Source organism: Nocardia heshunensis, from assembly GCF_054782115.1.
The window spans coordinates 348,910-374,801 of the sequence record NZ_BAAGTC010000020.1 but is presented as its reverse complement, the minus strand read 5'-3'; the positions used below and the strand labels follow the sequence as shown (position 1 = coordinate 374,801).

The window sequence follows — 25,892 nt, the reverse complement described above, 5'->3', positions numbered from 1 at the left end:
ACGGCCTTCGGAGGCAGCATGAACCGGACTCGCAGGGCGGCACGGGGATTCGCGGTGGTCACGGCGGTGCCGCTGGCCGCCGCCCTGCTCACCGTGCGACCGGAGGTGGCGCAGGCCGATCCGGGACTACCCGGGTTGCCGCCCATCGGTGAAATCCTCAGCGGCAGTGCCGGATCCAACCCGGCCGGGCCGATCGACGCGCCCACCGGCAGCGGGCTCGGGCTGGGCACCGGGAGTAGCTACAGCGGATCCGGAGCGGGCGGCGGCGTGTCCTCGGGCAGCGCGCTCGGGATGCCCCACAACCCGGCGGCCGGTCCGCCTGCCGGGGGTGTGCTGAGCACCGGCAGTGCGGCGACGGGCAGCGCCGCGATCGGCAGCGGGGGCACGGCGGGTACGACGGGCTTGATGCTGCCGAATCGCAATTCCCGTATCGCACCGGAACACTCGGTTTCGGAGCGGCCGGTCCAGGCGGCCGCCGCACCGAACACCCTCGGCGGGCTCGCCGGATTGGACTCCGGCAGCGTCGCGACCGCCTGCGCGGGCAGCGCCGTGGTCGGCAGTGCCGCACTGGGTTTGGGAATTCTCACCGGGAGCGGAATGGGGTCCGGGCTTATCGGCCCCGGCTTCATCCCCGGCTCTAGCGGGCTGGTCGGACCCGGGTCCGCGGGGGCGGGCAGCGTGGTGGTGGGCAGTGCGGTGACCGGGAGCGCGCTGCTCACCTGCCTACTGCTCCTGCCGATCCCGGTGCAGGAACCGTTTGTGCCCCTGGCGATCCCGCATCCTCCGGCCGCCGTGCCGGCCGCGGCACCCGTCCCGGCCCCGGTCCCTGCTCCCGAGGTGATTCCGCCCGCGCCACATCCGGTAACGCCTCCGCCCCCACCGGTCGCCTATGTCGCGCCGGTGCCGCCGCCCAAGCCGGTCACCTGGACGGCATTGCAGGTGATGACCGTCCTCGTCATCACGATCATCGCCGGTGCCCGCGCCAGGATGGCTCGGGCGCACGCCGGCGGCGGAGGTGGCGCGGCTGAGTGAGCGTTGGATTCCGGCCAAGAGCACGCCGGAATGACGAGGGATTGCAGTCGGAATGACGAGGGATTGCAGTCGGAATGACGAGGGATTGCAGCCGGAATGACGAAGGATTGCGCGGCTGGGTGTCCGGGGACTACTTGCGGAACTTGGCTTCCAGGTCGGTGGCGGTGGTCTGGAGGTCGGTCGGGGTGTTGGTTTTGAAGATGCCCTGGAAGCCTGCTTCGGCCTTGATCGCCGCTTCGACCTCGGGGTCGTGGTAGATCTCGGTGAGGCGCAGCAGCTTCGGGTTGTCCTTGTCGGCGGCGCGGGCGGCGAAGATGTTGATGTACTGCTTCAGGTCCGGGCGGGCGGGGTCGTCGGTGTAGATGATCTGGTCGTTGGTGAGTCCGGCTTGGCGGGCCCAGGTGTCGTCGACGTAGGCGGCGTCCACGCTGTCCAAGGAAGCGGCGGTGAGGGTGGGGTCGATGGTGGTGAGCCGCACCTTGGAGGCGGACTTGTCGACGTCCTCGAGTTTCGAATCCCAGGAACCGCCGTTGCGGAGCACGATGAGTCCGGCCGCGGCCAGGTTCAGCAGTGGCCGCACCTGATTCGCGGGGTTGTTGCTCAGGGTGATCTCCCCGCCCTGGGGGATTTCAGCGACGGCCTTGTGCTTCTTCGAGTACAGCCCGAGCGGGTAGATCTCTGTCGCCCCGATCGGCACCAGGGTGTCGTTGTTGCGGGCGTTGTAATTGGCCAGGTACCGGATGTGCTGGAACTTGTTGAGATCGATGCGGCCCTGCGAGAGCGCCGGGTTGGGCTGGTTGTAGTCGGTGAAATTGGTGAACTCGACCGTGATGCCCACCTCGGCGGCCTTGCGCTTGAACACGTCCCAGTGCGGTTGTGCGAGGTCATTCACACCGATGCGCACCACGTCGCCGTGGTGTTCCTCGCCACAGGCGGCCGTCAGGGCCAGTGCCAGCAGGACCGGAAACACCAGTAAACGGCGCAATTTTCGCATTTCACGCACCGTAGGGGAGGGTTCGCGCGCACCGGAACGGTTTGGCTCCCCCGGATCGCAATCATTGCCCGCCGATTGCCCACACGGTTGCATGGCCGGGTTCGATTTCCATCCGACACACAGCAGCATGCGGGAGCACGAGTGAAATTCCATCGGGTACTGGCGATCCCGGTCCTGGTAGCAGCCGTCGCGAGCCTCACCCTCACGGCCTGCGGCAGCAGCGGCGACTCCACCGGCAATACCGTGCGCATCGGCACCACCGAATCCGATCCGCACTGGGACGTCTTCAAGGACGAGGCCAAGAAGCAGGGCATCAACCTCGACATCGTCCACTACTCGGACTACTCGCAGCCGAATACGGCGCTGGCGCAGAAACAGGTCGACGTGAATCTGTTTCAGCACCTGCAGTTCCTGGGCCAGTACAACGTGGCCAACAACCAGGATCTGACGCCGATCGGGTCGACCTACATCGTGCCGCTGGGGCTGTACTCCAAGAAGCACAAGTCGGTCGCGGAGATCCCACAGGGCGGGGAGATCGCGATCCCGAACGATCCGACGAATCAGGCGCGGGCGTTGTTCGTGCTGCAGGCGGCCGGGCTGTTGAAGCTCGCGGGTGACAAGGCACAGCCGACGCCCGCCGATATCGACAAGGGTGCGTCCAAGGTGAAGGTGACGCCCGTCGATGCCGCGCAGACTGCGCTGTCGCTGGTGTCGGTGGACGGCTCCATCGTCAACAACACCTACCTGGCGAAGGCCGACATCGACCCGAACAGTGCGCTGTACAAGGATGATCCGAGCAATCCCGGTGCCGCGCCGTACATCAACGCGCTGGTCACCCGAGCCGCGGACAAGGACAATGCGACGTATCTGAAGCTGGTGGACATTTTCCACAGCCCAGAGGTGCAGAAGGCCGAGAACGAGGATTCCAAGGGCACCGCGGTCGAGGTGAAGAAGAGCGGTCCGGAGCTGGAGCAGATCCTGCAGCGGGTGCAGCAGACCATCCGCGACAACAAGTGAGCGACAACGGCACTGCCGCCGCCGTCGAATTCCGTTCGGTCACCAAGGTTTTCCGGACCGGCAAGCAGGACCACACCGCGCTCGACGATATCGACCTGCGTATCGAGCAGGGCGAAATCTTCGGTGTGATCGGCTATTCCGGCGCGGGCAAGTCCACGCTGGTCCGGCTGATCAACGCGCTCGAGAAGCCGACCGACGGCACCATCCTGATCTCCGGCGACCCCATCACCGGGGTCCCGGAGTCCCGGGTCCGGCACCTGCGCCGCGATATCGGCATGATCTTCCAGCAGTTCAACCTGTTCCGCTCGCGCACCGCCGCGGGCAATATCGAATACCCGCTCAAGGTGGCAGGCTGGCCCCGCGCCCGCCGCAAGGCGCGCGTGGCCGAACTGCTGGAGTTCGTCGGCCTTTCCGACAAGGCCCGCAGCTACCCCGACCAACTCTCGGGCGGCCAGAAACAACGCGTCGGCATCGCCCGCGCCTTGGCCACCTCACCCTCCCTGCTACTCGCCGACGAGGCCACTTCCGCCCTGGACCCGGAAACCACCGGCGAGGTCCTCCGCCTACTGCGCAAGATCAACCGCGAACTCGGCGTCACCATCGTGGTCATCACCCACGAAATGGACGTCATCCGCGCGGTCGCCGACCGCGTCGCGGTCCTCGCGGAGGGCCGAATCGTGGAGCTGGCCAGCACTTTCGACGTCTTCGCCGCGCCGACCGCTGCCCCGACCCGATCCTTCGTCGAGACGGTGCTGCACAACCGCCCGACCGCCGATGAACTGGAGCAGTTGCGGAAGCGGCATTCCGGTCGGCTGGTCATCGTCGAGATCGACGACGAGCGCGGCGTCGGTGACGCCTTGGCGGTCGCCGTCCATGGCGGCGTGCGATTCGAGATCGTCCACGGCGGCGTGAGTTCGTTGCAGGACAAGACATTCGGCAGCCTCACACTGGCTCTCGACGGTCCCGAGGATGCGGTCGACAAGGTGGCCGACGAGCTCGAAAGGCGGAGCGCGTAATGGGCACCGTGAGCAATCTGGCTGCCGTGCATACGGATTGGGATCGGTTGCGGCCGGTGCTGAGTGAGGCCGTGGGGACGACGATCTATTTGGTGCTGTTGACCTTTGTGGTGGGCGGGACTATTGGGTTGGCTCTCGGGACGTTGTTGTACACCACGCGCAAGGGTGGGTTGCTGGCCAATGGGCCGGTGAATCTGGTGCTGAATGTGCTGGTGAATGTGGTGCGGCCGATTCCGTTCATTATTTTGCTGGCGGCGTTGGGGCCGGTGACGTTGAAGGTGATCGGGACGACGATCGGGACGGATGCGGCGGCGTTCGTGATGATCGTGGCGGCGTCGTTCGGGATCGCGCGGATCGTCGAACAGAATCTGGTGACCGTGGATCCGGGGGTGATCGAGGCGGCGCGGTCGATGGGGGCGGGGCCGTTGCGGATCATTCTGACGCTGCTGATTCCGGAAGCGTTGGGGCCCTTGGTGCTCGGGTACACGTTCGTGGTGATCGCCATCGTGGACATGTCGGCGATGGCGGGGACGGTCGGCGGCGGCGGGCTGGGGGATTTCGCGCTCGTGTACGGGTATCAGCGCTTCGACTGGCAGGTCACGCTGGTGGCGACGTTGATCATCATCGCCGGGGTGCAGGGCATCCAGTTCCTGGGGAACTTCCTGGCCCGGCGGGTGCTGCGTCGATAGTCCGCGAGCGGTGTGCCGATAGCTCGCGAGTGGTGCATCGGTAGCCCGCGGATGGCGCGCCGATAACCCGCCGGGTGCTGTGCCGATGAGGGGCGCAGCGGCTCGGCGGGTCGTCGGTCAGTTCACCTGCTCCAGCTTCGGCACCTGCCACTTGCCGTTCAGCACAGTGTCTTTCGGCGCGTACAGCCGCAACGTGAGGGAGAAGTCGCCGGATTCCGGGATCGGCAGCCAGTGCCCGGCGGGCACGTCCGGCCCGGGATCGGCGCTCTGCGCGACGATTTCGATGGTGCCGTCGGCGGCCGGGGTGAGCGGCACCAGGTGCCCGACGGAGTAGATGCGCGCTGGGTTCTGGATCAAATAGCTCTGCGCGTCATAGGCGGTGATCGACCAGAAGGCGTCGACGGGCGGTAGTTGACCGCTCGGGAAGGTGATCTGGAATCGGTTGCCGCTCTCGGCTTTCGCGTTGATGGTCGGGTACACCGCGTCCCGGGGCAGGTTCGCGCCCAGCCCGACCGCGGCGACCTGGGCGCGCAACGGGTAGTCGGTGCCGTAGGTGCCGACATTGAGGTCGAAGGTCCACCCGTTGGAGTTCTGGGCCTTCGGATCGCGGTAGGCGGCGATCTGTTTGCGGCCCGCCGCGATCCCGGCGTTGAGCATGTCCGTGGCCGTGGCGTTCATGGTCGCACCCGAGGTGATACCGATGGTGGCGAAGCGCTTCATGGCGTCGACGTCGTCGGGCGCGGCCGGATTGCGCGCCAGCACCGCGTACATGCGGTTGAAGAAGGTCGGCCCGTCCATCTGCGCCACCGTCTGCGCGGGTGAACCACTGCCGGCGGGCTGCGCGCCCGGCCCGCCGTGGACCGCGTTCGGGTCGGCGTTCCAGACGCTGAGCGGGGCCAGTTTCAGCTGCTGCTGCAGGGCGCGCACGTTCTCGATGTCGTTGTCGCCCTTGTATTCGATGCGACCCAGCAGCCACGTGGTGCCGGTCGGCATGGCGAGCCGGGTCATGCCCGCGGGCACCGTGCCGTTCCAGCCGGGCCCGGTGATCAGGTAGGTGTAGGGCGGCTGTGCGCCGTTCGCGGTGATGCGCGGGTTGGTGCTGCTCGGATCGTGCGCGGTATTGGTCCACGCGTCCATGAACTGCATGAGCCAGTACCGGCCCTCGATCACGGGCACCTGCACCACCATCGGTTCGGCACGCAGATCCAGCCAGGCCTGCGAGTACAGGGTGTCCAGGTTGAGCCGCACGACCTGCTTCTCTTCGGGCGTGGGCGGGTTCTGATGCACGAATTGGTTTGCCGGGCCGCCGGTTTCGCGGGTGACGTCCATGAGGACCAGCGGGTAGCCGAAGACGTAGGCGTCGGCGGCGATTTCGTGTGGATCGGTGGAGGCGGGGCTGGTGCTGGTGGTGCTCGAACCGCTGCTCGACTTGCCGCACGCGGTCAGCCCGAGGGCGGCCACCGCCGCGACCCCGAGTCCGATTGCCATGCGGCGATTGACGCGCGGGGCGTCACCGGCATTGGACGGAAGATCCATGGATACCACCTCAGGCTCGTGTTATTGCAGTGTCGCTGCAAGTATAGTGGCTAACCTTTGGCTACCGTACTGCCGGGGTGGCGGCAAACCGCGCATCCGAGCCGGTCGATCTCGTTCCCGCGTGGGGGAGCCGGGACCGGGATAGTCTCCGAGACAGCGGGATCCGGGAGGTGGGGCTTATGGACGCGCTGTGGAGGTTCCTCGTCACACGGCGGCATCAGCTGCTCGTCGACTCGTATCTGCACGTGTCGGCCGTGGTGCAGTCGCTGATCATCGCCACCGTGGTGGCGGTGAGCATCGCGGTGCTGGTGTACCGCAGCCCGCTGGGCTCCTCGGCGGCCACGGCGGCGGCCAGCGCGGTGTTGACCGTGCCGTCGTTCGCGCTGCTCGGGCTGCTGATTCCGGTGCTCGGGCTCGGCGTCGCGCCGACCGTCACGGCGCTGGTGATCTATGCGCTGCTGCCGATCCTGCGCAACGCCATCATCGGCCTGTCCTCGGTGGATCCGGCCGTGGTGGATGCCGCGCGTGGGGTCGGGATGAACCGGTGGCGGGTGCTGGCGGTCATCGAACTGCCGCTGGCCTGGCCCGCGATCCTCACCGGCATGCGGGTGAGCACGCAATTGATCATGGGCATTCTGGCGCTGGCCGCCTACGCCAAGGGACCGGGGCTGGGCAATGTCATCCTCTCCGGGCTCTCGCGGCTCGGCAGTCCGAATGCGGTGCCGCAGGCGCTGACCGGGACGGTGCTCGTGGTCGTGCTCGCCCTGCTGCTCGACGGGGCGTTCCTGCTCATCGGACGTTTCACCACCTCGAAGGGGCTGCGATGACCGCCACCGTGTCCGGAGTCGGGATCGTCCTCGATTCGGTCTCCAAATTTTATGCGGGGCAACCCGATCCGGCCGTCGACGCGGTCTCCATGACCATTCCGGCGGGCGAGATCGTGGTGCTGGTCGGGCCGTCCGGCTGCGGCAAGACCACCACGCTGCGCATGATCAACCGGCTGATCGAGCCGAGCGCGGGCACCATCTCGATCGGCGGGCGTGACGCTGCGAGCATGAACCCGGACGAATTGCGGCGCGGCATCGGGTATTCCATTCAGCAGGCCGGGTTGTTCCCGCATCTGACCGTTGCCAAGAATGTCGCCACGGTGCCGGGGTTGCTCGGCTGGGATCGCAAGCGGACGGCCGCGCGGGTGGACGAGATGCTGGCGCTGGTCGGACTGGACCCGGACACGTATCGACGCCGGTACCCACGCCAACTGTCGGGCGGGCAGCAGCAGCGGGTCGGCGTGGCCCGCGCGCTGGCCGCCGATCCGCCGGTGCTGCTGATGGACGAGCCGTTCGGCGCGGTCGATCCGATCACCCGCGGGCTGCTGCAAGACGAATTGCTGCGCCTGCAAGGCGAATTGGGCAAGACGATCGTGTTCGTCACCCACGATTTCAGCGAAGCGGTCAAACTCGGCGATCGAATCGCCGTGCTGGGCAACCAATCCCGCATCCTGCAGTACGACACCCCGGCCGCGATCCTGGCCCGCCCGGCGGACGAGACGGTGGCCGGATTCGTCGGCGGGGACGCCTCGCTCAAACAGTTGACCCTCACCCGGATCGCGGATGTGGAGCTCGGGAACTGTCCGGTCGCCACCGAGGACGAGCCCGCCTCGGTGCTGCGCGCCGCGCTCGCCGGACTGGACTGGCCGTGGGCGCTGATCCTCGACGACAATCGGCGGCCGCTGCGGTGGGTGTCGGCGGAGCAGTTGGCCGGGGCTGAATCCCTGCGGAATGTCGGTGTCGCGGTGGCGGAGTCGCTGTCGCTGCGATCCACGCTGCAGGCCGCGCTGGAGGCGCTGCTCGTCCAGCAGAACGCGACCGCCGTGATCGCGGGTCCGCGTGGTGAATACGCGGGCCTCATCACCATCGACACCTTGGTCGCGCACCTGTCGGCGCTGCGTGCCGCACAGGCAGAGGTGGCGGCCGGGCACGCGGAAATGGCTGCGGCACACGAGAAGATGGCCGCCGGGCACGTGGAGGGGGCGGCCGGGCAGGTGGAGGCAGCCGCCGAGAAGGTGGAGGCAGCCGCCGGGCATGTGGCAGCGGCCGCCGGGCAGGCGGAGGCGAGTGGCGGGCAGGTGGAGGCGGGGGCCGGGCCGTCGGGAGCGGCCGGTGCGCCGGGGGAGGAGTCGCGGCCATGACTGCGAGCACTGTTGCCGGACCGGCGAGCACCGCGACTGCGCGTCGCGCCGAACGTCTGCGGCTGCTCGTTCAGCCGCTGTTCGTCATCGTGCTGACTGCAGGTGTGCTGGTTTGGGCCTTCAGTCGGACGCTGACCGTCACACAGCGGGCGAGTATGAACGCGGACAACATTGTGACCGTTACTCGGCAGCATCTGGCGATCACGGTCGCGGTGGTGGTGATCGTGCTTGCGGTGGCGGTGCCGTTGGGGACGCTGGTTACCCGGCCGGGGTTTCGGCGTCTCGCACCGGTTTTCATCGGGATCGCCAATATCGGGGCCGCCGCGCCCGCGATCGGGTTGATCGTGTTGTTCTATCTCGCCACTCGCACCACCGGGTTCTGGATCGGGGTGCTGCCGATCGCGTTCTATTCGCTGCTTCCGGTGCTGCGCAATACGATTCTCGGCTACCAGCAGGTGGATCCGACCGTAGTGGATGCCGGGCGCGGGCAGGGGATGTCCGCGGCAACGGTGTTGCGGCGCATCGAGTTTCCGCTGGCGGTGCCGTACATCCTGGCGGGACTGCGGACTTCGCTGGTGCTGGCCGTCGGCACCGCGACGCTGTCGTTCCTGGTGAGCGCCGGTGGGCTCGGGATTCTCATCGACACCGGCTACAAGCTGCGCGACAACGTCACCCTGGTTGTCGGAGCGGTGCTCGCGGTGGCGCTGGCGCTGCTCGTCGACTGGCTCGGGGCGCTGGCGGAACGCTTCCTCGGGCCGAGGGGGCTGCGGTGAGATTCGGAAAAAGACTGGGCTGCTTGCTGATCGGACTGCTCTTGGCACTGACCGGCTGCGGGCTGGAGTCCGGCAGCGCGGTGCCGTTGCGGGTGGGGCCGGGCAGTATTCGCCCGGTGGCCGCACTGCACGGGGTGACGGTCACGGTCGGGTCGAAGGATTTCACCGAGCAGAACATCCTCGGCTACCTCATCGAATTCGCACTCTCCGCGGCCGGCGCGAATGTGCGCGATCTGACGAATATCCAAGGCTCCAACAGTCTTCGGGACGCGCAGTTGCACGGGCAGATCGACGTGGCCTTCGACTACACCGGCACCGGGTGGGTGAACTATCTCGGCAAGGAGAAGCCGGTCCCGGACGAGCTCGGGCAGTTCGAGCAGGTACGCGACGCCGACCTCGCCGCCCACGGCATGGTGTGGGCCGATATGGCGCCCATGAACAACACCTACGCGATGGTGACCAGCGCGCACACCGCGCAGGAGACCGGCGTCGCCACCCTCTCCGACTATGCCGCCCTGATCGCGAAGGATCCGTCCGCGGCCGGAACCTGTGTCGGCACCGAATTCAATGTCCGCCCGGACGGATTCCCCGGCATGGCAGCCAAGTACGGCATCGACACCGGCAAGGTGCACAAGCAGATCGTCCAGGACGCCCTCGTCTATCAGGCCACCGCCGACGCCCGCCAATGCCGCTTCGGCTCCGTCGCTGCGACCGACGGCCGCATCCCCGCCCTCGACCTGGTGCTGTTGAAGGACGACCGCTCCTTCTTCCCGAAATACAATGCGGCCCTGGTGCTTCGCGCCGACTTCAACCGCGCCCACCCCGACATCGCCACCCTGATGGCCCCGATCTCGGCTCTGCTCACCAACCCGGTCATCACCGACCTCAACCGCCAGGTCGATGTCGACGGCCGCGAACCCGCCGATGTGGCTCGCGACTGGATGATCGCCAAAGGCTTCGTCACCGCAGGGTGACCGGGCAGGCTCGTGGATCCGCTCCGACCACGACGGTGAATGATGGACACCGAGGTGAGGAGTGGGGCATGAGCAGACTGGTCGACCGGGCGATGCTCGAGACGGTATTCCCGCCGGGCGAGCTGATCACGTTGCCGCAGAACGCACTCGGCGTCATCACCGATCCGGCGGCACGCTCGATCCTGCGGGAGATCGGACTCCCCGCGACCGACTGGCTGGACGTCACCGACGAGCTGCGCGCGGGCCTGGTGAGCCTCTCCGGCGACGACCTCGTCGAGGAATACGCCGAATTCGGCTTCGACGTCACCCGCTGGCTCTGCCTCGGCACCATCTCCAGCGACGTGGTGTACCTCGACATCGCGGACGGCACGGTCTTCAGCATCCCCGACGGCGGCATCCCTGCCCGCCTCAACAGCAACCTCGAGACCTTCCTCTACTTCCTCTACCTGCTCGAAACCGAGCGCCCCAACTACGACTTCGAACACCTGGGTCCAGACGCCACGTTCCGCCCAGGAGCCGAAGATCGCCTACGGCACTTGATGATCACCGCCGACCCCACAGGTTTCGCCCCACCGGACCCGAACTCGGAATGGGAGCCCGGCGAGCCGACCTGGCAACTGGCCCTCCGCTTCGTCGCCGAAAAGCTCCAGTAACCCGGACGCCGCTCAGCACCGGGTATCAGAGCTGAATCGGTCCGCATTCCATGGCTGTGCCCGCCAGCGCGCGAAGAGCGGAATTGTCGGGGGTGGTGCGCCAGACCAACGCCCAGTGCAGGAGGGGTGCGTCCGGCATCGGGAGGAAGGCGATGCCGGGAGGGCTGTTGTAGCGGGCCGCGATCTCGCCCAACGGGTGTACGCACTGACCGCTCGCGACCAGCGACAGGATTTCGTGGAAGGTCCGCGCGATCGGTCCCCGTGGAATCCGCCGACCCAGCGGCGTGTGGGTGGGGACCATGGCCGCGACCCAGTACTCCGGCGCGTCGGGACCGAAGTCGACGACCCGATTGTCGGCGAGATCCTCGAGGCTCGCGCTGCCGCGTTCGGCCAGTGGATGATTCGTGGACACGGCCAGCACCCGCCGCCCGGTGAGCACGGTCGGTCCGACCGTGAGATCCGGTTCGCGGACCGGCAGCCACAGCACGTTGGCGTCGCTGCCGCCGCCGCGCAGTGAGCCGAAGGGATCGCTGCCGTTGATCTCGGTGAACTGCACGTCCACGCCGGGGTGGCGGGCATCGTAGGCGTCCAGCAGCGGCCGTAACTCGTGTCCGGCATGCCCGAACACGCCCAGTCGCAGCGTCTTTCCGGCACCGACGCCCGCTGCCTCGGCGCGGGCCAGAGCCTCGCCCAGCAGGTCGTGAACCTGCTGAAGGTCCTCGCGTAAGCGTCGTCCGACCGGGGTCAGCCGCACACTCCGGCTGGTGCGTTCGAACAGCGCCACCCCGAGTCGGCGCTCCTGCTTCCGAACAGCCTGACTGACCCGCGCCTGCGAAACATGCAGTCGTTCCGCGGTACGCCCGAAGTGCAACTCCTCGGCGAGGGTCAGAAAGATCTCGATGTCCCGCAACTCCACTGATAACTCCAGCATTATCGATCAACCCACGAACCTTACCTTGTTCGTGCCCTGACCAGCCACGATGCTGAATACATCACCGCGGCAACGACTTCGGAACAACCCCATCGGAGAATCTCGTGAACCTCACCCTGTGGATCGTCACCGGCCTGCTCGCCACCGTCGCCCTGGCGGGAGGCATCACCAAAACCTTTGTGCCCAAGCCGAAATTGGCCGCCGCCCACGGCGGCGAATGGACTGCCGACGCCACCCCGGGTTTCATCAAAATCCTCGGCATCACCGAACTCCTGGCCGCCGCCGGCCTGATCCTCCCCGCCGCCCTCCACATCGCTCCGGTCATGGTCACCGTCACCGCGGCCGCCTGGATCCTCCTGATGTTCGGCGCCATGCGCACCCACGCCCGCCTCCACCAACCCAATCTCGTTGCGGTGAACGCGATCTACCTCGCCCTGGCCCTCTTCATCGTCATAGGCCGCCTCACCCTGCACCCCTTCTGACCCGCCGGTCGATCGGTGTCGTCAACGGTCGGGGCCGGTCACCGGCCGAGGCGGGCCTGGATGCGGGTCATCAGTTCGGCGGTGCGGAAGGGCTTGGGGAGGTAGTCGCAGGCGCCGGCGGTCAAGGCGAGATCGATGATGGTGGAGTCGGTTTCGGCGGAGATGATCATGACCGGGGCCGGGGATGCCTGACACAGGCTCAGGCAGACGTCGATGCCGGATCGGTCGGGGAGCAGGATGTCCAGCAGGATCAGGTCGGGATGCCACTGCGCGGTGAGGGTCAGCGCCTGGGCGCCGGAGCAGGCGTGCAGGGCGTCGTATCCGGCGGCGGTCAGGACGAGCAGCGCCATCTCGGCGTTCGTGGCGTGCTGCTCGACCACGAGCACCCGGCTGGTCGGCGCGGGCCGGGACGGCGGGATCGGCGGGTGCGGCGCACGAGTGATCGAGAGCTGATGAGTGTTCATGGGTTACCCCTATCGACCGGATCCCCCGACCCGCCGTGTGGTCCCGCTACCAGTGCCGCCTGCGGATCCATCAAAGGACCAACTGGTCGGTGTTCTGAAACCGGGCCTCGAGGCTAAACCGACAGCAATCGCTCGGCAATCAGAATGTTGGAATTGTCCCGCACGTGTCGGACGTTGTTCACCGGTCGGAGACCGTTCCGAGACCGAATCTCCTCGACGTGACCGCACCGCGATCAGACCGCTACGGAACGGCTCACCGTCCTCGCCGTAATTCGTTCCCTCCCGGGGACGTGTTGGGGCACGTCCCCGGGAGGGTGACAGGTCAGAGGTTGACGGGGTACGTCGGTTCCTGGATCTCCGGCTTGATGCGGTTCTCGACGAAGATGCCGTGCCAGATCATGAAGATCAGCAGGGTCCACAGGCGGCGGCTGTGGTCGACCGGGCCGGTGCGGTGGGCGTCCAGCATGGTCAGGATGGCCTGCTTGTTGAGCAAGTGGTCGGTGCCGGAATCGGTGATCTGGGCGCGAGCCCAGTCGTAGAGTTCCGGGCCGCGCAGCCAGTGGCGCAGGGGGACCGGGAAGCCGAGCTTGGCGCGGTTGAGGACGTGCGGGGGCACGATGTCCGTCAACGCCTGGCGCAGGGCGTATTTGGTGGTGTCCTTGGTGATCTTCTGGTCGAACGGGATCTTCTCCGCGACCTTGAAGACCTCGGCGTCCAGGAACGGGACGCGCAACTCCAGGGAGTTGGCCATGGTCACCTTGTCGGCCTTGACCAGGATGTCGCCGCGCAGCCAGGTGAACAGGTCCAGGTGCTGCATGCGGGCGACCGGATCCCAGTGGTTGCCTTGCATGGCGTAGATGGGGCCGGTCACGTCTTGATGAGTCCACTCGGGCCGGAATTCCCGCAGCACCGAACGCAATTGGGCGTCGTTGAAGCTGCGGGCATTGCCGTAGTAGCGCTCCTCGAGGGTGAGCGAGCCGCGGTGCAGCAGGCTCTTGCCCCGGGTGCCCTCCGGGATCCGGTCCGCCAGCTTGCCCGCCAGCTTGCGCACGCCCTTGGGCAGGTACTCGAACGGCTTGAGCGACAACGGTTCCCGGTAGATGGTGTAACCGCCGAACAGCTCGTCGGCGCCCTCACCCGAGAGCACCACCTTGACGTGCTTGCGGGCCTCCTTGGCCACGAAGTACAGCGGCACCAGCGCCGGGTCGGCGACGGGTTCGTCGAGGTACCAGACGATCTCGGGGATCGCCGCGGCGTATTCCTCGGGGGAGACCATGCGCACGTAATGCTTCGCGCCGATGGCCGCGGCGGTCTCGGCGGCGACGTCGGCCTCCGAGTAGCCGTGCCGCTCGAACGCCGAGGTGAAGGTCAGCAGGTTCGGGTTGTGCCGGATGGCCAGCGCCGCGGTCGCGGTCGAGTCGATGCCGCCCGACAGGAACGCGCCGACGGTCACATCCGCGCGCATGTGCTTGGCGACGGAGTCCTCGAGCGCCTCGGCGATCTCCTTGTAGCGCTTGGCCTCCGACCCGGCCGTGAACTTCTGCACCCGGAACTGCGGGTTGAAGTAGCGGGTCACGCGCGGGGCCTCGCCGGGCTCGACCCAGGCGTAGCAACCGGATTCGAGGCGGCGCACGTTCTTGTGCAGGGTCTCGGCCTCGGGCACGTACTGCAGCACCGTGTAGTGCTCCAGAGCCCGCGGATCCAGCTCGTCGGAAAGCTCCAGCGCGGGAAGCAGTCCCAGCAGGCTCTTCTTCTCGCTGGAGAAGGCGGTGCCGCCGTCGCCGGTGGCGATGAACAGCGGCTTGATGCCGAACGGGTCGCGCGCCAGGAACAGCTTGTTCAGCTCGGTATCCCAGATGGCGAAGGCGAACATGCCGCGCAACCGGCTGGGAGCCTTGGTGCCCCAGTAATGGAAGGCCGCGACGATCGCTTCACCGTCACCCTCGGTACGGAACATCGGCTGATCGCCGAACTCGGCCTCGTGCGCCTCCTTCAGTTCGGCGCGCAACTCGAGGTAGTTGTAGATCTCGCCGTTGAACGTCATGGCGTAGCGCTCGGGGTTCTCCGGCGGACCCCAGCGCAGCGGCTGGTGCGAGTGCTCGATATCGATGATCGACAGGCGGTTGAAGCCGAAGATCATGCGCTCGTCGGTCCAGGTGCCGCGCTCGTCGGGGCCGCGGTGGCGCTGACAGTGCAGCGCCTCGTAAACCTGTGCCGCCGTGGTTTCGACCGTCCGCCCGTCAGCGGTGGTAGCCGTGCCAGCTGTCAGAAATCCGAGCAGTCCACACACTGCGGCAGCAACCTCTTTCCGGAATCAAAAGATTTGGGGGCGTACCCGCACGGGCACGCACGACGCGAAACCTACTGCCCGAGTATGCCGTACCCGGTCGGATCCCGCCGCTAGAGCCCGTATCCACTGCTTATGAGGTTTCCGGAGTGTCGAACCGGACCCCGTCACAACGAGGGCGGTTTCTTGGTCTACGCTGCGTAGTACTTGGGAAACTCTCAGGGTCGGTTGCGCGTTCACGCGTATCCTCCTCGAGGCCCCAAACTGTGCTGAAATGTGTCGCCCGGGCGGAAGGGAGCCTGGGCGGCGCGTTGTCGGAATGACGACCAGGAAGGCGTTGAGCGTGGCGCACAAGGCGAGCGAGGCGATTGGGGCACGACCCGCCCAGGGTCGGCGGGGCCGCATCCTTCGGCGGGCCGGGCTGGCGGTGTCCTTGGGGATGACCGCGATGCTCGTCTCCGGCTGCTCGATCGACAACCCGTGGCTTCGATTCGGCTGGCCCTCGGGCATCACGCCGCAGGCCACCAAGATGCGCGAGCTGTGGACCTGGTCCGTGCTCGCCGCGCTGGCGATGGGTGTGCTGGTCTGGGGTCTGACCTTCTGGACCGTGATCTTCCACCGCAAGAAGCCGAACTCCCCGGAGTTCCCGCGGCAGACCGGTTACAACGTGCCGCTGGAGCTGAGCTACACCGCGATCCCGTTCGTGATCATCGCGGTGCTGTTCTACTTCACCGTGGTCGTGCAGAACTACGTGCACGAGAAGGTCGCCAACCCGGATGTCACCGTGGACGTGACCGCGTTCCAGTGGAACTGGAAGTTCGGCTACCAGCACGTGGACATGGCCGTCGACGGCCAGCCTCGGTACACCTTCGACGGTGTCGACACCGAGCGCCAGGACATGAACACGGACATCAAGGATCGCTACAAGGAAGCGACCAAGGATGGCCACCCGCAGCCCGGCCCGAACAACGGCCTGCCTGCCAACGACATCTCCTACCTGCACTACGACAAGGTCGAGACCACCGGTACCTCCAACGAGGTTCCCGTGCTGGTCCTGCCGTCGGGTCGCAACATCGAGTTCCAGCTCGCCGCCGCGGACGTCATCCACTCCTTCTGGGTGCCGGAGTTCCTCTTCAAGCGCGACGTGATGCCGAACCCGAAGCAGAACAACTCGGACAACGTCTTCCAGATCACCAAGATCGAGAAGGAAGGCGCGTTCGTCGGCCGTTGCGCCGAGATGTGCGGCACCTTCCACTCGATGATGAACTTCGAGATCCGCGTGGTGTCCCCCGAGAAGTTCGCGCAGTACATGGACTTCCGGACCAAGAACCCGCTCAAGACCAATGGCGAGGCGCTCGCCAGCATCGGCGAATCGCCCGTGGCCACTTCCACCAAGCCGTTCAACACCGACCGCAAGGCGCGCGGTAACGAACTCGCCGACGCCAAGTGAGGATGAACTGACATGAAGGTCGAAGCTCGCATCTTCGAACTGATCACGGTCTTCTTCGTGATCGTGGCCGTGGTCTACGGCTACTTCACGGGCCGCTCCCGTACCGGTGTCGAGTGGGCGGGTACCACCGCCATCGTGCTGTCGGCGGGCCTGGCGCTGATCGTGGCCACCTACTTCCGCTTCGTGGCTCGCCGCCTCGACCTCCGCCCGGAGGACTACGAGGAGGCGGAGATCGTCGACGGCGCCGGCGACCTGGGCTTCTTCTCGCCCGGTTCGTTCTGGCCCATCCTGCTCGCGGGCGCGGGTTCCATCACCGCGCTGGGCTTCGCGTTCTTCCAGTACTGGCTGATCGCGATCGGCGTCATCTGCATCCTGGCCGCCGCGGCCGGTCTGGTGTTCGAGTACCACCTCGGCCCGGAAAAGCACTGAGCTAGAGCATTACCCGAAGCGCCCCATCCGGATTCGGATGGGGCGCTTTGCCGCTGAAAGAGGGCCGAGCTTTTCGAAAAGTGCCCCTCGATTAAGAGCAGCTCACGAACGAGCTGCGCCGATGGCGCGTTCCAGATTGCAAACCTTGGCCCGTACCAGCCTCGATGAAGAGCAGCTCACGGAGGAGCTGCAGCGGTGCCGACATGGGCTGCTACCGCCGCCAGTACGTACCTCGATGAAGGACAGCTCGCAAGTTGCGACATGTAGGACTGGGCAGGCGATCTAATGCCTTGATGAAGAGCAGCTGCGGAGAGCTGCGGCGTCGTAGGGATATGCAACGCGAATCCTAATGCCGTTGCCTCGATGAAAGTACTTGCGGACGAGCTACAGTGACCCGCGCAGAAAGAACCAGTCCACCTGATTGAACGTGCCTCGATGAAGGACAGCGCCCGGAGGAGCTGCGGCGGAAGGTGGCAGGATAAGTCGCGATCCCGTCGTCGTTGCCTCGATGAAGATTGGCGTGGACAAGCTAACCTTCGCGGACGCAGAAGTGCCAGCCCGTTGTCCCGACGTGGCCTCGATGAAGAGCTACTGCCGACAATTTTCACGGGTCACGTTCGCGGCCACGATACCTCGATGAAATGCAGCTCACGAATGAGCTGCGACGTGGGTGTGGGGATTCAGGTCCCCGGGTGCGGTTGTCGCCTCGATGAAAGGTGGGTCGTGTAGGAGCTACTACACCTGACTCGATGAAGAATAGCTCGTGTGGGATGTCGAGATTGATCAGCGCAGGGGCGCGGCGCCCGTGATCGGGGGTTCGACGATCGCCGCGGCGGCGAGTGCAATGATTCCGAACTTGTTGCACAACATGCGCTTTCCTTATTCAGGTCTTCCTCGCCGAATGTTTCCGGCTGTCCGGCGCGCGCCCTCGCCTCTCGCTCCTCCGTCAGATCGAAACCAGGACGGAAGATCTGGAAGGCCTCGCGATAATCCTTGCCGTCGGCGATCGTCGCACCGAAGACGCTGACGAACGTATGCCGGGGTACACCAAGCCAATCCGCCCACGTCCCGTACTCGCGAGTCTCATCCACCAGCGTTTCTCCAACGTCGAATACGACAGCGCCGATCATGGCCACACGCTACCGCGCTGGGCGGATTCACGCGGACGGGGTGCTGTGCTGCGCAAGATGACCGAACTTTTCGAACGGCGGGCCGCCTTCCTCTGTGGGTTTAACAGGGTTCGCGGCGGGCTGGATCGAGGGCCTCGTGTCAGCACGAGACCCGAAGCGTCCCAACCAAATCCGGTGGGGTACGCGATCGCCGCAACGCTCTTGATTCAGGAGATCTCGCCGCCCGCATCGGTGAGGCACCAATTACCCGCGCGATTGGTACGACGATGCACGAGCCTCGATGAAGGGCAGCTCGCGAACGAGCTGCGGCTTCGAACCCCCTCTACACGGCGACCTGCATACTTCTAGAGCCTCAATGAAGAGCAGTTTGGTGTACAAGAGGCCGCTTTATGGGCATCGTGTACGGGTTGACCATCAGCGCGCGACGGCCTCCATGAAGGCTGCTCGTGGAAGAGCAGCAGCAACCAGCACAAACTGTTGGCAGGTGACGGGTACATGCCTTGATGAAGAGCGGCGGCTCGTGGACAAGCTGCGGCACCGGCAGCAGAAGCCGATCCATAAACGTCGATTCCTTGCCTAGATGAAGAGCAGCTCATGGCGGACCTCCGGCACCGAACTCTATCGCGCTCGCTCCTCGAAGGCAGCGCGATGAAAGACATCTATTTGGCGAGCTGCGGCCACTCGTGCCATAGGTATACAAACGCCTCGTCGCCGCCTCGATGAAGGACAGCTCGCGGATGAGCTGCGGCGTTCTGGGCTTGTGGGTCGCCGCTGAGGGGGCGGTGCCTCTATGAAGGGACCGCTCGTGCAGGAGCTGGGTCATTCGGCCTCGGGATGGTTGGGCAACGATCTGGGGCGTACCAGGATGAAGAGCGGCCCATGGATGAGCTGCAGCTACGAACGATGCTCGGGTGTGAGGTGAACCGCGAATTTCCTCGATGTAGAGCAGCTCGCGGACGAGCTGCGATGTCGCCACTACTTACGCGGTGACGAACGCGATCATGCCTCAATGAAGGGCAGTTTGCTTGAGAACTGCTGCCGCGGTGCGCGAGAACGCGATTCCACGCTTCTTGTCGATGCCTCGATGTAAGAGCAGCTTGTGGGACGAGCTGCGGCTCGCCATAGGAGTCGACGGGTACACAGGCAAGAACGAGCCTCGATGAAGGGCAGCTTCCGGAGGAGCTGCGGCACCAGAGAATCAGCTCCGTTGACTGTGGGTAACGGCGGCCTCGATGAAGAACAGCTCGTGGGCTAAGAGGGCGGTGGTCATTGCCCAGACCCGAGCGTAAGCGGGAGGGTTTCGATTCGGCCTGTCAGGATGAGGCGCTGGGGGGCGCTGTCGCTGCCTACTTTCTGAATGGGGAACAGGATGACTGCGTTGATTTGCCGCGCCTGGAGCCATTTTCCGGCTGCCTCCGCTGACGTGGCGTCAGGTGAGGTGGCACCTGGTTGTCGGGTGAAGGATTGGGCGAGAGTGTCGAGGTGCTGGCAGATGAGGATGGTTCGCAATCTCGCGGGTGTAATCGGGGCGGTGATGATTGGTAGCGCCAGCGTTGTGGGGTGGAGTACGCGTCCGGGGAAAGCGGATGGAGTGCGTGAGATACGTGAAATGTGTTGAGCAATAGGGAAATTAGAGATTCCCCAGAGGGAGCACCAGGCTAAGGCGCAATCTGTGGGGGCGGGGCGGGTGAACCCTGTGGAGGTTTGGGAATCTGGTTTTCCGCCGCCGAGTTCGTCGGTGAGAGTGGTGCCAAGTAGTCCGGTGAGGATCGTGTCGGGGGTTCGGGCGGCTACGGCTTCGGCCATGGGGAGGAGGCGGTGGGTGACGAATTCTTGGCCTTTGTTGCGGGCCTTCATTTCCCATCGGCTGGCACCGTGGTCGGGGCGGCGTTCTTTTCGGTCGAAACGCCAGTAGGCGGGTTCGCCGAGGCTGCCGATCATAGCGAGGTCGAGGGGGCGGTCCTTGTCGAGGAGGGTGTCGAGGTAGGAGTGGCGGAGATGTTGTAGGGCTCGCCAATCGTCGTCGGTGCTGGGGGCCTTGATGCGGGGGCTGAAGGCAGCGGGGCCGTTGGGGGTGAGTTGTGCACGCAACCAGGAGGTTTCAGATGCGCAGCGGGTGGCGTGAATGTGGACGGCTTGGGCGATGTCGATGCCGTCGGTGTTCAGTTCGGCGGTGCGGGTTTTCGGGTTCCAGTTCAGGAGGACTGGGTGGCCGGTTTCGGATTCGATGATGTTGGCCAGGCCGTAGAGCGCGAAGTGGGTGAGTGCGCTGGTATCCGGGCCGGCCAGAGGGAATGTGATCATGATCCTTCCCGGGAGCATTGAGCGTCGGCCGAGCGGAGCAGGGCTTCGAGGTAGCAGGCGCCCCAGACACCCCATTCGGTGTTTGTGTGTTCGATCAGACTGTCCCATTTGCCGGTGTCGAATAGGGTGCGGGCCAATGGGTCGGTGTTGCCGAGGGCGAGATCGTATGCGGCGTGCGGGAATCCGGGTCGGCCGCGCCCGTGGCTGGTTCCGACGAGGCGGAGCACTAGATCGCGGAGGCCGAGATCGGCGTTGTCGATGGCGTCGAGGGCATGGGCGGCGTCGATTACGGATTGTTGTTCGTGACGCCAGCCGGTGGGCATGCTGGTGATGGCACGGGCGCGCTTGGCCTGGAATTCGGTGTGCCTGCGGCTTTTTGCCAGCGGCGGGTCGTCGGTGTGGCGGCCCAGCAGGCGTTGGAACCAGTCTGCTTGTTTGCCGAGGTCGTGGTAGAGGCCAGCGAGGCGCAGGGCTTCGGGGAGAGGTTCGGCTAGTCCGACCTGCCGGGCGACGCGGTCCGCGCGGGTAGCGACGGCTTTTGAGTGCGCATCCAGAGTGACTGGTCCTTTAGAGGTCCACTCCTGCTGGATCTCTTCGTCGATGCGGCTTCGCTTGGGTTCGCGGATGACGATCCACGACAGAGCTGGACGAGCCGAGGCCGGGTCCAGGGGACCGGGCATGAGTTGCCCGGTGCCGCCGCCTTCCTCGAAGGCGAGTTGCATCTCCTCGTCGGACAACCCGGCGAGTTCGGTGAGGGAGTCGCCCGAGTACTCGATCGCGAGGACACCTGGCAGCCGTTCGACCGGCACCGCATCGGCGCGGTCGGTCGGGGGATCGACGATGACTCCCTCGGTGTGCACGAGATGGCAGTCGTCGATGACGATTGCGTCGCCGGGACGGAGTTTGCTGTCGGGGTCGTCGAGGAATCGGTCTTCGCGCCACACGAACACCCGCGGTCGATTCGAATCCGTGCGGACACGATCAATCAGAGCTGCCGCGTCGGTGAGTGTGCAGGGGAACGCCTCGAGGTCTACCGGTCGGACGGCGTTCAGCAGCGCGAGTGCCAATGTGTCGTCGTCGGGCAAGTCGGCGCGGACTACAACCGCGGCCATGGCACGTTCGGGTTCGAGGTCGTCGCGCAGCCACAGTTCGAGGTCAGGCTGGTCGAACAGGTCGTCGTTGGTGCGGGCCAATAGTTGAGCGTCGTAGGGCTCCAGGCGTTGCCAGAGAGTGCGTGAGGGCCGTGATCCAGGTGCCGGATACCTGCGGATCGCTTCTGGGGCAAGGCCATTGGGGTCATCCGCCCGAGTCTGAATCCAGTGGTAGGCGGCCGTCAGTTCGTCAGCGGTGTAGGGCGGAAAGTCGGCGAAATCCTCGGGGTCGGTCGGGCCGACGACGACGATCTCGGTGTGCTCGGACTTGCCAGCGCGGTTTACCCGGCCGGCTCGCTGGCTGAGTGCTGAGCCGGGCGCAAGTTCGGTGACCATCGCGGCCAAGTCGATGTCGACGCCGACCTCGACGGTTTGGGTGGCAATCAGAACGTCCGTGTTGTCGTCACCAGTCGAGGTGAGCAGCCCCGGCTTGTCCGAGAGCAGCTTTTCAAGGTCGTAGGGTCGCATACGACCGACCTTCACCTCGACTCGCAGACCTTCCTTTCGCAGCTGTGCGGCGAGCTTGACTGCAGTGTCGACCCGGTTGACGACGCAGCCGACTGTCCGGCCATCTGGAGCGCCTCGGCCGAAGGTGCAGTGATGAGTTTGGACTAGCGCGGCAAGTTCGTCCAGGTACCGGGTGTTCGGTGCACGGCCGCTCCAACTCTCGGCACTGTGCCATCTGACCGGTTTGGGTATGCAGAGACGTTGCGCCAGAGTCGGTTCGTCCTCTAGATCGCTGTCGCGGATACCTGCGGTATTTGGATCGATGCTGGGCTCTGCTGGGGTCGCGGTGGTTTCGACTGTTTGCAACGCTGTTACGCCGATGCCGCCTGCGATCGGTGCAGCCAGGTGCCCGACGCGTCGGGCGGTGAGCAGCAGTTGTCGGTTGAGATGAGCCTCGTCGATGACTAGTACCGAGTCGTAGGCGAGCAGTCCGGCCTCGCGGGGCCGGGCGTATCGGGACGATCCATAGCCGCGCATCAACAACCGGCTGCCCCACATATCTGGGGTGGCGCAGAGGATTGTGCAGCACCCAGCGTCGTCCAGCCACCGGCGGTCGGTTGGGATCCCACCGCGCAGCATGGCAAGTTCGAATGGTGCGGCGTCGTCAATCTCGTCTGCAGTGCGCAGGGACCGCAGCGCCTCCGCGATCTGAGCGTCGAGCGTGCCCACCTCAGCGGTGCTGAGCTGGGTTGAGAGCCTGCGGGCATGGATCGCGTGCTGGTCAACCAGGCCACGACGGTTCACAACTACCGATAGCCGTCGTGGCACCCGTGCCCCGCCACCTGCGGCATGCAGCGCGTTGGCGAACAAATGAATGTCGACGACGCTGGACTTTCCTGCACCTGTGGGGGCTGCAATTCGATCTGGCCAGCGTCCGGTTTGGCACAACTGCTCTGCCAGGCGGGTTTGCCATGCGAAGGGCTTCTTTCCGTCGTGGGCGTGAGCGAAGAAGTCCTCGAAGTCGCTGAACTGCAGGGTCATCGCGTCGCCTCGAACATCAACTCGGCCGCATCGGTCGGGATGTCCAGCGGGACCAGTAACCCGCCGCCGAGATGGCGGGTCTGCCCGATCGCGACCATCGTCCGGTCACCGACTAGTGCGCCGAGGTCGAGAGTTGTCCGGTAAGGCTGGACGGCAACGCCTTCGGGCATTTTGTGCGCGTACTTCGCCGTGTTGCGTGTCACGAGAGTCGGTGAGAAGACCTGGACGCCACGCGATTCGACCGCCTTTACGAGCCCACGATAGTCTCGCGCGTCCACGTCCGTGAACTCGCTGCGCCATACAAACCCGGTCGACAGCAGCGCCGCATCCACAAGCGACCACGGCCGCTCACCGCGCCGTTGCCGCCGTGTCTCCGGCATCACTGCCGGGTGGGTTCGCCACAGCCGCCGGTACCCCGGTGGCGGAGCTGGCCAGAACGAGGTGGCTTCGACAGTTCGGCCAGAGGACGACAACAGCATCCTGCCGTGTGCGGATCTAATCTCCTTCAGATCGCGCAGTGCACCACCGAGCGACAGAAGGTCTTGCACCGCAGCATCATCAGGCAGCATCAATGAGAAGGCCAGACCTTCCAATCCATGCGCGGCGGTTGCGGACGGATCGAGTAGCTGGATCGCCATCCGGTTCACTGGAGGCCGAATGCCCTTCTCGTACTTACCAGTGATCAGTGGCGGAGCGCCGAATCCGATCCGGGCGATAAGTGCCCGATGCAGTGCGACGCACCACATCAGGCGATCCTCGGGTGCCACGGTGCGGCCGCACTGCTCCTGATCGCGTTGCGCCTCGACCAGCAAGACATGCCGCCATGGGGCGGCCGGTGGCACGACAACCCGTGGCGCGTAACGGAGTTCGGTGAGTCCCTTGAGCGGAACCGGGGCCGGTGCGGGACTGTCGGTACTCGTGTGGCGGTCGCTGGCCTGGCTCGGTTTTTGGTGGGTCGTGCCGCATCGTGTGCGCGGGTCAGTGCGTCACTGCGACCCGTCGCTGCTGTCCGCACTCGGCGTCCGCCGGCCTGATATGGACTCAGGTCGTGTCGCAGCAGTTCGGTGGGTTCCACCTCGCCGATCTCCAAGACAACCGGACTGGTTGCCTCTCCCAAGCAAGAGACGTCAGCGGCCAGATCCGCCAGCGTCGTCGCGACTATCGCCGGTACGTCCACACCATCCCAGGACCACCCAAATTCGCCGCCGAGCGCGACCCCGTCAGAGAAAGCCCGCTGCGTCTTCTTGTCGACCCAACGACCCCCCTCCTTACGTACGACACCTTCGGCGCGATATGCGATCACCGGTCGCGGTGCTACTGGTGTCATCTGCGGGAACCTGATGCCCGTGGGCGGATTGTCCTCCAGCCAGGCCAACGCCACCGCCGCGGCGTCGCTGGGCCGCATCTGCTCTCCGTCGACCGTCGCGGTCGAGCCTTGCCCGGCTGCGTTCATCAAAGCGGCATGCAGCCGGGCGGGATCGGGAAAAGGGTCCTGGGTCCCGTCGGACCGATGCCCGATATACACACCCAATGGGAATCGAGCGCGAATGCCGAACCGTCCAGTCACTCTTCCGACTCCTCGACCGCACCCCGCAATACCACCGGATTGCCGACGACTTCGAAAACTTGCCCTTCCCAACGAATCCCAGCCGTCTCGGCGGCCTGCTCGATCGCGGACTCCAGCAGCGCATCGGCTTCGGTAACCGTGAGCGGCTCCAACTCCACACTCTTGCCATACCGCTGGTCCAACAGCACCGTTGCCGGACCCAGCTCAACGAGATCGCAGTTTGCGCGAAGGCTCAACTCGGCGTCCGAACGTGCGAGCCCGTTCAAGGCCAGCGCTGCCAGCAACGCCCGGCATGCGGCATTCCCGTCCCCGCTGGCACCGAACCGCAACTGGCGCAACGCACTGAAACTCAGCACGTGTGTTCGAGTGATCCGTCGGCACGCAACCGCGCCCAGCGCGTTAAGCGTCGGTGGGATGCCGCCGAGTCCCAGCGGCGATGCCGACAGTGGCTTGGTCTTGGATTTCTTGATGTCCTCGCGGATGCCCTTGATGTTCTTGAGGCTGAGCTCGGGCTCCTGAGCCTGCACGAGCTTCTCCATGTTGGAACCCGACAGCTGCACACTCATTGCCACCGGATCGACACGCGCGCCGCCACGCAGCGGAGGTACCTTCGCCTCAGGCCCTTGATCCGCCAGCACCCCGATAATCTCGCCAACCAGTGCGCTGCGGTAGCGCCCCTGATGAGTGCGCCGCGACGAATCCCATGCTCCGAGAACAAGACTCACCGGGCTCATTTCGAGTAGTGCCCGCGCATTGCTCGGCGAAGCATCCCGTGCTGCTCGGTACGCTTCGTGTTCGGTCACCGGATTGCCATCAACAGAACCTGCCCGGATATGTCCGTCATAGCAGCGGTGGGGCAGCTCGACATCTGTATAACTATCGTCGCCATAGGAGACGCAGATCCGAGGCACGCGGCTCAGAACCGGGTGACCGTCCGCCACCGCGATTGAGAGCGGCTGCTCGACCCGATTGAGCTGTGATGTTTTGGAGTCGATGACCACGGCCACAAGCGGCTCATTGTCGATATATCTTGTCTCATAAGCAAATACGGCGTTCGTCCCCACTACGAACTTCGCCGGTGCCACTGCGGCATGAGCACCGCCTGCCGGTGCCAACTCTGTCACCGATGTGAGGACCGACGCCCCGCCAGGCGAACACGCTTCGAGCAGATCGGGAAGGGCCAGCTTTGTCACGAAATCTCCTCTAGTGCAACTAGTAACACTTTCGGTACTTCATTCAGCGTTAGATGCGTCACCATACTGACTGCCACCGACAAGTAGTTTCGAGTACCACCTCGGCCCGGAAATGCGTTGACATGAGGCTCGTCAGAGCGCTGG

20 protein-coding genes and 2 pseudogenes are annotated in these 25,892 nt (G+C 65.5%); 12 read left to right on the top strand and 10 right to left on the bottom strand.

The window, feature by feature from the left end; translation table 11 throughout:
• Positions 1 to 18 precede the first annotated feature (18 nt).
• Positions 19 to 1,032, top strand: a complete 1,014-nt coding sequence (locus ACYVN4_RS37985; RefSeq protein ID WP_460727810.1) for a hypothetical protein — start codon at positions 19 to 21, stop codon at positions 1,030 to 1,032.
• 130 nt (positions 1,033 to 1,162) lie between these two features.
• Here ACYVN4_RS37985 and ACYVN4_RS37980 read toward each other — a convergent pair whose 3' ends face one another.
• Positions 1,163 to 2,026 (bottom strand): MetQ/NlpA family ABC transporter substrate-binding protein, encoded by an 864-nt coding sequence (locus tag ACYVN4_RS37980; protein WP_460727808.1) that lies wholly within the window; start codon positions 2,024 to 2,026, stop codon positions 1,163 to 1,165.
• A 141-nt stretch (positions 2,027 to 2,167) separates the two neighbouring features.
• Between ACYVN4_RS37980 and ACYVN4_RS37975 the strand changes: the two genes are divergently transcribed.
• Genes ACYVN4_RS37975 through ACYVN4_RS37965 form a run of 3 tightly spaced genes read left to right on the top strand, consistent with a single transcriptional unit; the run spans position 2,168 to position 4,748 of the window.
• Complete coding sequence (locus tag ACYVN4_RS37975; RefSeq protein WP_460727806.1) at positions 2,168 to 3,043, top strand: MetQ/NlpA family ABC transporter substrate-binding protein; 876 nt, start codon at positions 2,168 to 2,170, stop codon at positions 3,041 to 3,043.
• Complete coding sequence (locus tag ACYVN4_RS37970; protein WP_460727804.1) at positions 3,040 to 4,059, top strand: methionine ABC transporter ATP-binding protein; 1,020 nt, start codon at positions 3,040 to 3,042, stop codon at positions 4,057 to 4,059. Before ACYVN4_RS37975 ends, ACYVN4_RS37970 begins: the two co-directional genes overlap by 4 nt.
• Before the next feature lie 26 nt (positions 4,060 to 4,085).
• Positions 4,086 to 4,748: a methionine ABC transporter permease gene (locus ACYVN4_RS37965; RefSeq protein ID WP_460727948.1), complete on the top strand. Its 663-nt coding sequence runs from the start codon at positions 4,086 to 4,088 to the stop codon at positions 4,746 to 4,748.
• A gap of 117 nt (positions 4,749 to 4,865) precedes the next feature.
• Here ACYVN4_RS37965 and ACYVN4_RS37960 read toward each other — a convergent pair whose 3' ends face one another.
• Positions 4,866 to 6,284 carry a DUF1254 domain-containing protein gene (locus ACYVN4_RS37960; RefSeq protein WP_460727802.1) on the bottom strand — a complete coding sequence of 473 codons (1,419 nt, stop codon included), beginning with the start codon at positions 6,282 to 6,284 and terminating at the stop codon, positions 4,866 to 4,868.
• Positions 6,285 to 6,463: 179 nt separating this feature from the next.
• Between ACYVN4_RS37960 and ACYVN4_RS37955 the strand changes: the two genes are divergently transcribed.
• The 5 genes from ACYVN4_RS37955 to ACYVN4_RS37935 all read left to right on the top strand — a co-directional run bounded on the left by ACYVN4_RS37955 (position 6,464) and on the right by ACYVN4_RS37935 (position 10,872).
• Positions 6,464 to 7,111, top strand: coding sequence for an ABC transporter permease (locus ACYVN4_RS37955; RefSeq protein WP_460727800.1), 648 nt, complete (start codon positions 6,464 to 6,466; stop codon positions 7,109 to 7,111).
• On the top strand, positions 7,108 to 8,472 hold the full coding sequence (locus ACYVN4_RS37950; RefSeq protein ID WP_460727798.1) for an ABC transporter ATP-binding protein: 1,365 nt from the start codon (positions 7,108 to 7,110) through the stop codon (positions 8,470 to 8,472). The genes ACYVN4_RS37955 and ACYVN4_RS37950 overlap by 4 nt, the downstream gene beginning before the upstream one ends.
• Positions 8,469 to 9,245 (top strand): ABC transporter permease, encoded by a 777-nt coding sequence (locus tag ACYVN4_RS37945; RefSeq protein ID WP_460727796.1) that lies wholly within the window; start codon positions 8,469 to 8,471, stop codon positions 9,243 to 9,245. Before ACYVN4_RS37950 ends, ACYVN4_RS37945 begins: the two co-directional genes overlap by 4 nt.
• Before the next feature lie 14 nt (positions 9,246 to 9,259).
• On the top strand, positions 9,260 to 10,219 hold the full coding sequence (locus ACYVN4_RS37940; protein ID WP_460727946.1) for a glycine betaine ABC transporter substrate-binding protein: 960 nt from the start codon (positions 9,260 to 9,262) through the stop codon (positions 10,217 to 10,219).
• Between the two features lie 68 nt (positions 10,220 to 10,287).
• On the top strand, positions 10,288 to 10,872 hold the full coding sequence (locus ACYVN4_RS37935; protein WP_460727794.1) for an SUKH-4 family immunity protein: 585 nt from the start codon (positions 10,288 to 10,290) through the stop codon (positions 10,870 to 10,872).
• Between the two features lie 25 nt (positions 10,873 to 10,897).
• Here the strand turns inward: ACYVN4_RS37935 and ACYVN4_RS37930 are convergent, their stop codons facing one another.
• A complete protein-coding gene (locus ACYVN4_RS37930; protein ID WP_460727792.1) occupies positions 10,898 to 11,788 on the bottom strand; it encodes a LysR family transcriptional regulator in 891 nt (296 codons plus the stop codon).
• 119 nt (positions 11,789 to 11,907) lie between these two features.
• Between ACYVN4_RS37930 and ACYVN4_RS37925 the strand changes: the two genes are divergently transcribed.
• Complete coding sequence (locus ACYVN4_RS37925; RefSeq protein WP_460727790.1) at positions 11,908 to 12,285, top strand: DoxX family protein; 378 nt, start codon at positions 11,908 to 11,910, stop codon at positions 12,283 to 12,285.
• Between the two features lie 38 nt (positions 12,286 to 12,323).
• On the opposite strand, the gene ACYVN4_RS37920 is transcribed toward ACYVN4_RS37925, so the two are convergent.
• Both ACYVN4_RS37920 and asnB read right to left on the bottom strand, forming a co-directional pair.
• A complete protein-coding gene (locus tag ACYVN4_RS37920; RefSeq protein WP_460727788.1) occupies positions 12,324 to 12,749 on the bottom strand; it encodes a response regulator in 426 nt (141 codons plus the stop codon).
• A 322-nt stretch (positions 12,750 to 13,071) separates the two neighbouring features.
• The gene (asnB, locus tag ACYVN4_RS37915) at positions 13,072 to 15,039 is read right to left on the bottom strand and encodes an asparagine synthase (glutamine-hydrolyzing) (protein WP_460727786.1); all 1,968 of its coding nucleotides are present in this window, start codon (positions 15,037 to 15,039) and stop codon (positions 13,072 to 13,074) included.
• Between the two features lie 316 nt (positions 15,040 to 15,355).
• On the opposite strand from asnB, the gene ctaC reads away from it, so the two are divergent.
• Entirely contained in the window at positions 15,356 to 16,486 is a 1,131-nt protein-coding gene (gene ctaC / locus ACYVN4_RS37910; RefSeq protein WP_460727784.1) for an aa3-type cytochrome oxidase subunit II, read from the top strand.
• Between the two features lie 12 nt (positions 16,487 to 16,498).
• The gene (locus ACYVN4_RS37905) at positions 16,499 to 16,915 is read left to right on the top strand and encodes a cytochrome c oxidase subunit 4 (protein ID WP_379364062.1); all 417 of its coding nucleotides are present in this window, start codon (positions 16,499 to 16,501) and stop codon (positions 16,913 to 16,915) included.
• A gap of 2,396 nt (positions 16,916 to 19,311) precedes the next feature.
• Here ACYVN4_RS37905 and ACYVN4_RS37900 read toward each other — a convergent pair.
• The 5 genes and pseudogenes from ACYVN4_RS37900 to cas7g form a co-directional block, all read right to left on the bottom strand.
• Positions 19,312 to 20,349 carry a hypothetical protein gene (locus ACYVN4_RS37900; protein ID WP_460727782.1) on the bottom strand — a complete coding sequence of 346 codons (1,038 nt, stop codon included), beginning with the start codon at positions 20,347 to 20,349 and terminating at the stop codon, positions 19,312 to 19,314.
• Positions 20,346 to 22,988: a type I-G CRISPR-associated helicase/endonuclease Cas3g gene (gene cas3g / locus ACYVN4_RS37895; protein WP_460727780.1), complete on the bottom strand. Its 2,643-nt coding sequence runs from the start codon at positions 22,986 to 22,988 to the stop codon at positions 20,346 to 20,348. Before cas3g ends, ACYVN4_RS37900 begins: the two co-directional genes overlap by 4 nt.
• Positions 22,985 to 23,863, bottom strand: a pseudogene (gene csb2 / locus ACYVN4_RS37890) (type I-G CRISPR-associated protein Csb2); the annotation flags it as partial. The pseudogene csb2 (ACYVN4_RS37890) and the gene cas3g, both read right to left, overlap by 4 nt.
• A gap of 167 nt (positions 23,864 to 24,030) precedes the next feature.
• A pseudogene (gene csb2 / locus ACYVN4_RS37885) lies at positions 24,031 to 24,513 on the bottom strand (type I-G CRISPR-associated protein Csb2); the annotation flags it as partial.
• Positions 24,514 to 24,551: 38 nt separating this feature from the next.
• A complete protein-coding gene (gene cas7g, locus ACYVN4_RS37880) occupies positions 24,552 to 25,748 on the bottom strand; it encodes a type I-G CRISPR-associated RAMP protein Csb1/Cas7g (protein ID WP_460727778.1) in 1,197 nt (398 codons plus the stop codon).
• Between the last annotated feature and the right edge of the window lie 144 nt (positions 25,749 to 25,892).

What these genes read in the sequence shown, in the direction of transcription:
- ACYVN4_RS37985 (WP_460727810.1), top strand. Translation starts at nt 19, where the DNA reads ATGAACCGGACTCGCAGGGCGGCACGGGGATTCGCGGTGGTCACGGCG.
- ACYVN4_RS37980 (WP_460727808.1), bottom strand. Translation starts at nt 2,026, where the DNA reads ATGCGAAAATTGCGCCGTTTACTGGTGTTTCCGGTCCTGCTGGCACTG.
- ACYVN4_RS37960 (WP_460727802.1), bottom strand. Translation starts at nt 6,284, where the DNA reads ATGGATCTTCCGTCCAATGCCGGTGACGCCCCGCGCGTCAATCGCCGC.
- ACYVN4_RS37955 (WP_460727800.1), top strand. Translation starts at nt 6,464, where the DNA reads ATGGACGCGCTGTGGAGGTTCCTCGTCACACGGCGGCATCAGCTGCTC.
- ACYVN4_RS37950 (WP_460727798.1), top strand. Translation starts at nt 7,108, where the DNA reads ATGACCGCCACCGTGTCCGGAGTCGGGATCGTCCTCGATTCGGTCTCC.
- ACYVN4_RS37945 (WP_460727796.1), top strand. Translation starts at nt 8,469, where the DNA reads ATGACTGCGAGCACTGTTGCCGGACCGGCGAGCACCGCGACTGCGCGT.
- ACYVN4_RS37935 (WP_460727794.1), top strand. Translation starts at nt 10,288, where the DNA reads ATGAGCAGACTGGTCGACCGGGCGATGCTCGAGACGGTATTCCCGCCG.
- ACYVN4_RS37920 (WP_460727788.1), bottom strand. Translation starts at nt 12,749, where the DNA reads ATGAACACTCATCAGCTCTCGATCACTCGTGCGCCGCACCCGCCGATC.
- ctaC (WP_460727784.1), top strand. Translation starts at nt 15,356, where the DNA reads ATGACGACCAGGAAGGCGTTGAGCGTGGCGCACAAGGCGAGCGAGGCG.
- ACYVN4_RS37905 (WP_379364062.1), top strand. Translation starts at nt 16,499, where the DNA reads ATGAAGGTCGAAGCTCGCATCTTCGAACTGATCACGGTCTTCTTCGTG.
- ACYVN4_RS37900 (WP_460727782.1), bottom strand. Translation starts at nt 20,349, where the DNA reads ATGATCACATTCCCTCTGGCCGGCCCGGATACCAGCGCACTCACCCAC.
- cas3g (WP_460727780.1), bottom strand. Translation starts at nt 22,988, where the DNA reads ATGACCCTGCAGTTCAGCGACTTCGAGGACTTCTTCGCTCACGCCCAC.